Here is a 6,471-nt window from a genome sequence, read left to right as displayed (position 1 = left end):
GGCGCGACGCCCACCACGAATCCACCGCCGATGGGGCCCGGGTGCCCGTGCTGCGCCGGGGGCAATCCGGTATGAGGCCTGTCATGAAGATGCCGATCGTGTGCGCCACGACCGTGGCCGTTGCGCTCTCCGTGGCGCCGTTCCTCGCGGCCGCACAAACGCCCGCTGCGGCGCCAGCGTCGTCTCCGGGTGTCGCCGTCGCGTCGCCGACCTACGTCTCGATCCCGCTCGAGATTACGGTGAATCGACCGGCCGCCGACGTGTGGAAACGCGTGGGCAAGTGGTGCGACATCGGCGAATGGCTCCAGATCCCATGCACCATCACCTGGGGCAAGGACGGCGAGGTGGGTGCCGTGCGGTCCGTGGCGAACGAGATCCTGGTCGGCAGAACCGAGATGTCCTACACCTACACGCAGCCGGTGCGGGACGGGCGACCTTACAACCTGTACCACGGTACGCTCGAGGCGCGGCCCATCAGCGCCACGACGTCCCGGCTTCTCTACACGCTGTTCTTCGACAACTCGATGCTGCCCGACGGCCCCGCGCGCGACAAGGACATCGCCAGCCGCAGAGCGCTCTTCACGCGCGCCCTGCAGAACATGAAGACGCTGGCCGAAGGCGGCACTCTGCCGCCGCCGGCACCACGCGGAGTGCCACCAGGGCGTTGAGTGTTCGTCAGCGAGAACGCCGCGTCGGCAGCGTCCAGTTCTCAAGCGTCAGGTCGCGCACCCGCTCGAACTCCGCCGTGTTGTTCGTGACCAGCGTGAGCCCCAGAGCTCGCGCGTGCGCGGCGATGAACAGGTCGTTGGCGCCAATCATCACGCCCCGGCGCCTCAGGTCCGCCCGGATCTCCGCGCAGTGGAGCGCGGCGCCCTCGTCGAGATCCACCGCCTCTACGTAGGGGAGGAAAGCCGCCAGGGCGGCGGCGTCATGCGCGCGGCGGGGTGATACCTCCACTCCGTAGAGCAATTCCGCCTTTGTGACCACGGACATGCAGACGTCATCGACCGAGAAGGTCTGCAGTCGTTTCAAGACCAGGGGATGCGAGCGCTTCATGATGTAGGAGCACGTGTCCGTGTCCAGCATGAAGCGGGGCATCACGGCTCTCGTTCCTGCACTGGCTGGTCCTCGACGTCGGCCATGAAGGTCGCCGATGCCACGGGCGCGGACGCCAGGTACGTCTTCCAGTTGCGCGGGCGAGGGGAGAGGATGACGTCGTCGCCGACCTTGCGGATGAGGACCTCGTCGGTGGCGAACTGGAATTCCTTCGGCAGCCGCACCGCCTGGCTGCGGTTGGTCATGAAGACCTTCGCGGTTCGTGACATGTCGGGCACCTCCCGAAGCCGGTCTGCCATATACAAGTCGTATATGGCGCCGCGTGCGCAATACGTGCGTCCATCTCGGATTTCGAGCGGTTCTGGCGGATCGGGAGGAAGCGAAAAGCCCGTAAGTCCTTTGTTTTCAACAACTGGACGCAGTCCGAATCCCACCCTCTCCGCCAAACACACCTCCGGCGTGGCGGCTCTCGCCGCTTACCTCAAAGAACGCCGCCGACGCGCTGAACCTTGCGCCGTCGGATGTCGACAGATCTACGATCGAGGTCGAGCAGCGTCTTGGCGCCCCGCTCCGAGACTGATCGGGAACCAACCGGGAGCGCTGCTCAGACGCCCGTCAGTTCGGGCTGGTTTGCAGCCAGGCCGAGCGACGGGGCGCCCATGAAGGGTGAGATGGCCCGGGCAACCGGCTGCGATCCGATCCGTTGCTGGGCGTCGCTGCCTTGACACCTTTGGTGTCTTGCTGCGAGCCGACACGATTCGGCATTCGCGCTATGCTCTGGCGGCCATGGCACCGTCCACTGCGCTCGTAGAACCAGAGCCCCTCACGTCGTGGGCCTCTCTCAAGAACCGACTGCGAGACGAACGGGATTGGATGTTTCGGGGGCAACGACGCCTGTCGTGGAGGTTGGAGTCGAGCCTCGAACGCGCTTTGCCCAATGGGGCTGAGAGACCGAAGGCGGAACAGAGCCTCAGGTTTAGGTTCGGGCAAGTGGTGGCGAACTACCTTCCCGCAGGCCAGATTCCCCAGCATCGGTTTGACTGGCTCGCAACGATGCAGCACCACGGGACGCCGACGCGGCTCTTGGACTTCACTCGGTCACCGTACGTCGCCGCGTACTTCGCGATCGAAGACGCAAGCGCTGACGAGCCCTGCGCTATCTGGGCGATCAGCGAGTCCTGGTGTCGCGCTCAGGCTGACCGCGTGCTTCTCGCCGCCAACCTGAGCGGCGAGCCTTACCCGACGTACTCCTGGCTGTACCGAGCGAAAGAACTCAACAAGGCATCTCTGGTCGCCCCGGCAGGGCCGATGCAGCTCAGCACGCGGCAGATCGCACAGCAGGCATTGTTTGCTGTTCCTGGCGATGTCTCCCTTCCTTTCGAAGAGAATCTGCGTGCGATGCTCGAGCCGAAAGAGGACATCGGGCAGCACGTCAAGTGCTATCAGATCGACGGATCTACCAGAGGTGAAGTCCTGCGGGACCTAAGGTTGATGAACATCAGCCGTGCAAGCCTATACCCAGGCCTGGACGGGTTCGCGCAGTCGCTGCGATACGAATTGGTCGACGAGGACGTGGGGCGCTGGGCTGTGCGCGCCGCGGTCAGAGGCAACTCAGACCTGTCGTTCTAGCTCTAGATCGGCCGGTCCGTGCACGGGGGGCGCCGGTGTTGACCGCGACTTGTGACCGTGGGGCGGCATCTGAGCCCGAGGATTGCGTGGATGGCGCTTGGTGCGCCCAGGCACCGGCTGCCGAACGACGCCCGGGACCGGCCCGGCGATTCACTAAGTGCTGGCCACCTGAGCCTGGGCGCTCAGCTCCTTCGCGAGCCATCGAACGAGTTCGACTGCTGAATCGCACATCGAGTCGAGCTGGACCTGCCTGACCACGACTTCAGCATTCCAGCCCTCGCCGGTGACGAATTGCGGGCATGAGTCAGAGAAGCTGGTGTCGAGCGAAGGTTCCTGACCGATCCGCAGGCTCTCCCGTGTGTTCCGACTCCACTCGTTGGCTTCGCCGCCGGCATGAACGATCCGATTGCGGGCCATCACCATCGGCTCGACGAACGCAATCTTGGCTGAGTTGGCCTTGAAGTCGACCGAGAAACGCTCTCTGTATTCCGTCCAGAGCCGCAGAAACTCGCTCTTGCCTTTGTAGTTGTGCGTAGTGGGCCGAAAGTGTTCCGCGGTCCGTGCCATCAGCTTCAGGGCGTGGAGCAGCCGGGACGCCAGTGCGACGACGGCCATGTTCACGAGGAATCGTTCTTGCGACGCGCCGGTGGCGAGTACGTCGACGTGCTGTTCCACCAGGTAGTACTGGACCTGGTCGTCCCTGGTCCGATTGAGAGCCCCTTCGATAGACGCCAGCTCGACATTGGCGGAAGCGGAGAGGTTAGTCAGCGCCACGTGCAGCGTGTGTCTGATCAACAAGTTGACATCGGCTTCGAAGCTATCCGCTTCCATCGCGTAGAGATCGACGGTCATGGAGAACATTCTGGCAGCAGCGCAACGGCGTCTCGCTCGAAGCGTCTTGCTGGCAGGCGATGCGGTCTCCAAGCGGCGGCGGCAGCCGGCGTCACGCTCGCCACATCACGACCTCGCTGCTCTAGCCCGCAGCACGCATCTGAGTTGTCCTGGTGTGTGTCACCTACGGTGTGTCGTCCATTGCAGCAGCAGGGTGGCTCAGGCACGGTAGGCATGGCTGGACGAACCGCTCGCGTCGGCGGGGCGAGCCCCGGCGCGGTAGTCTCGCGACGCGACGGATAGTGTTCCAAGCGGTGCAAGGCTATCCGCGGTCCATGGACCGCGAAAGGCTGCTAGAGTGACACCGTTCGTACTCCGGCGGAGGTCGCATGGATTGCATTCTCCGTGACAGCTGGCGCACGTGGCGCAAGGCGCCGGTCGTGACGCTCGTCACCATCGTCAGCCTCACGCTTGGCATTGGCACCGCGAACGCATTCTTCGCGGTCGTTGACCAGTTGCTGTTCCGGACCCTGCGGATCGACCGCCCGCATGAGGTGTACCAACTCTCTGACGACGACGCGATCTCCCGCAGACGACCGCGCGGCTACACCTACCGAGCGTGGGAGGTTCTCCGCAATCAGACGGCGGTCTTCGACGTGGCGTTCGCGCGCAAGACCACCGAGGTCGACCTCGCGACGACCGGGGAGTCCGACCACGCGACTGCGGTGTGGGTGAGCGGCGACGCCTTTCGCCTGCTTGGCGTGGGCGCGTCCCGCGGGCGCGTGCTCGCGCCGTCCGACGACGTGATTGGCGGCGGGCCGCACGGTCCCGTGGCGGTTGTCAGCCATCGCTTCTGGATGCGTCGCTTCGGTGGAAGCGACGGCGCGATCGGTCGAACACTCACCGTTGCTGGCGTGCCATTCACCGTGGTGGGCGTGGCGTCCGAGTCGTTCGAAGGCTTCGAGGTGGGACGTCCGTTCGATCTCGTCCTGCCCATGGCCTCCGAACCGCTCGTAGCTGGCGCCTCCAGCTTCGTGACCACGCGGGCCGGAGGTGCGATGCTCGACGTCTTTGCCAGGCTGAAACCGGGGCTGGGGGTGGTCGCAGCGACGGATGCCCTTCGCCGCGCACAGTCTGCCATTCGACTCGAGACGATGCCGAACTACCGGCAGGCGCGCGACCGCGAGGCATACCTGCGTGCTCCATTCGTCTTGACGCCGGCACCGCAGGGCGGCTCGTTGCCAGCGCGATACTACTCTCGCCCCTTAACGCTCGTGCTTGGGCTGGCGCTGCTCGTGCTTGTGGCGGTGTGCGGCAACGTGGCCGCTGTGTTACTCGCGCAGGCGGAGGGAAGGCGCTACGAGTTCGCCGTGCGCTTGGCGCTGGGCACGTCGCGGCGGCAGCTTGCGACGCAGGTCATGGCGGATGGCCTGTTGCTCGCCGCTATTGGGGCGGGGTGTGGGCTGGTTCTCGCCTGGTGGCTCGCACCGGTGCTCCTCACGCGACTGAGCGGAATGGGCGTGCCGATTGAGTTCGGGACGCCTCTCGACTGGCGAGGCGTGTGGGCGGCGGCGGCCGCCGCCCTTTTCACCGGAGTGCTGTGTAGTGTCGCGCCGCTACTCGCGGCGAAGGACGTCGACGCCGCAGCCGCGCTCGCGAACCGAACGCCCGGTCGAGCCCAGACTGCGAGGCTCGGCCGACTGGTGTCGGCCCAACTCGCGTTCTCGACGATGATCGTCGCCTCCGCGGCGTTGCTGTGGGCCAGTCATCGTGGCCTGGTGCAGGACGGCACAGGCGTGCATGCGCCAGACACGATCGCCGTCGAGATGCACCTTGACCGCGTGGACGACGACGTCGCGGTGCGTGGCATGGAGCAGTTGCGCGCGCGGGTGGCGGCCCTTCCCGGCGTGGAGCATGCGGCGCTCGCTCAGACCGTGCCGCTGCAGGGTTTCTACATGACGACCATCGTGTCGTCTGAGCAGACAGACGCGATGCCTGAGCGCGACCGCGTCGTGCAGTTCCACTGGATCTCGCCAGGCTACCTTGCCGCCATGGGGACCGCGTTACTCGCGGGCCGAGACTTCGCCGACAGCGATGCGTCTGGGCGTCCAGCTGTGGCGATCGTGAACACGGCGCTCGTCGAAAAATTCTTCGCTGGTGACCGTTCCCTGCCTAAACGACTCGTTCGACCAACCGACGACGGCGGTGCCGAAGAACTGAGCATCGTCGGTATCGCCGAGAACGTGCAGTTCAAGATGTTGGGCGAAGAGGCGATGCCCGCTCTGTATGTGGCGGCGGCGCAGCAGCTGCATCGGCTCGATCGCCTGCGAAGTGCGGTGTTGGTGGTGCGTCCGCAGGCCGGCATCACGATCGGTGCCTCCCTCGCAGCGCTGCTGACCCGTGACCAGGTGCCCTTTGCGTTCACCACCCGGCCCTTCAGCTACTTCGTCGACCGAAACACGGCGCAGACGCGGCTGCTGGCCGAGTGCGCGGGCGCATTCGCGCTGGTGGCGGTCGTCATGGCTGCCATGGGAATGTTCGGAGCCGCCGTGCATTGGACCACCCGCCGCCGCCGCGAACTGGGTGTCCATCTCGCCGTTGGTGCCGTGCCAGTCGACATCGTGACGCTCGTATTGCGGCAGGCAACGTGGCGGGCGGTCTGCGGCATCGTCCCCGGCCTGATCGGTGCGTGGTGGATTCTGCGCGCAGCCTCGTCGTGGGTCATGGGGGCTCACCCCGAGGTGCTGCCGTTGGTCGTCTCGGGCCTCGGGCTCGCAGGCATCCTTCTGTTGGCCACAGCATGGCCGGCGAGCCGAGCTGGCCAGATGGCACCAGCGGACGTGCTGCGAGCGGAGTAGGTTCGGCCCTGCGCCGAGTCAGCGTGGCTTCGCTCCTAGGTGTCGGGGCGCAGGTTGAGCGCCGTTTCCCTCCGCCTGTAGCAGGACGCGGCGAAAG

At 65.8% G+C, this 6,471-nt stretch carries 6 protein-coding genes; 3 read left to right on the top strand and 3 right to left on the bottom strand.

What is annotated here, in order from left to right:
• Positions 1-83: 83 nt before the first annotated feature.
• On the top strand, positions 84-668 hold the full coding sequence (locus Q0C41_RS14475; protein WP_291984542.1) for an SRPBCC family protein: 585 nt from the start codon (positions 84-86) through the stop codon (positions 666-668).
• Positions 669-675: 7 nt separating this feature from the next.
• On the opposite strand, the gene Q0C41_RS14470 is transcribed toward Q0C41_RS14475, so the two are convergent.
• Both Q0C41_RS14470 and vapB read right to left on the bottom strand, forming a co-directional pair.
• Complete coding sequence (locus Q0C41_RS14470; protein WP_291984540.1) at positions 676-1,098, bottom strand: type II toxin-antitoxin system VapC family toxin; 423 nt, start codon at positions 1,096-1,098, stop codon at positions 676-678.
• On the bottom strand, positions 1,098-1,325 hold the full coding sequence (gene vapB / locus Q0C41_RS14465) for an antitoxin (RefSeq protein WP_291984538.1): 228 nt from the start codon (positions 1,323-1,325) through the stop codon (positions 1,098-1,100). Before vapB ends, Q0C41_RS14470 begins: the two co-directional genes overlap by 1 nt.
• Before the next feature lie 517 nt (positions 1,326-1,842).
• Between vapB and Q0C41_RS14460 the strand changes: the two genes are divergently transcribed.
• The gene (locus tag Q0C41_RS14460; RefSeq protein WP_367079220.1) at positions 1,843-2,685 is read left to right on the top strand and encodes an FRG domain-containing protein; all 843 of its coding nucleotides are present in this window, start codon (positions 1,843-1,845) and stop codon (positions 2,683-2,685) included.
• Between the two features lie 153 nt (positions 2,686-2,838).
• Here the strand turns inward: Q0C41_RS14460 and Q0C41_RS14455 are convergent, their stop codons facing one another.
• Positions 2,839-3,537: a hypothetical protein gene (locus Q0C41_RS14455; protein WP_291984534.1), complete on the bottom strand. Its 699-nt coding sequence runs from the start codon at positions 3,535-3,537 to the stop codon at positions 2,839-2,841.
• A gap of 368 nt (positions 3,538-3,905) precedes the next feature.
• Between Q0C41_RS14455 and Q0C41_RS14450 the strand changes: the two genes are divergently transcribed.
• Positions 3,906-6,374 carry an FtsX-like permease family protein gene (locus tag Q0C41_RS14450; RefSeq protein WP_291984532.1) on the top strand — a complete coding sequence of 823 codons (2,469 nt, stop codon included), beginning with the start codon at positions 3,906-3,908 and terminating at the stop codon, positions 6,372-6,374.
• The last annotated feature ends 97 nt before the right edge of the window (positions 6,375-6,471 follow it).

The organism is Luteitalea sp., from assembly GCF_022842525.1.
Taxonomy (GTDB): Bacteria; Acidobacteriota; Vicinamibacteria; order Vicinamibacterales; family Vicinamibacteraceae; genus Luteitalea.
Note: the sequence above shows the minus strand (reverse complement) of the source record. Positions and strands in the feature narration are given on the sequence as shown.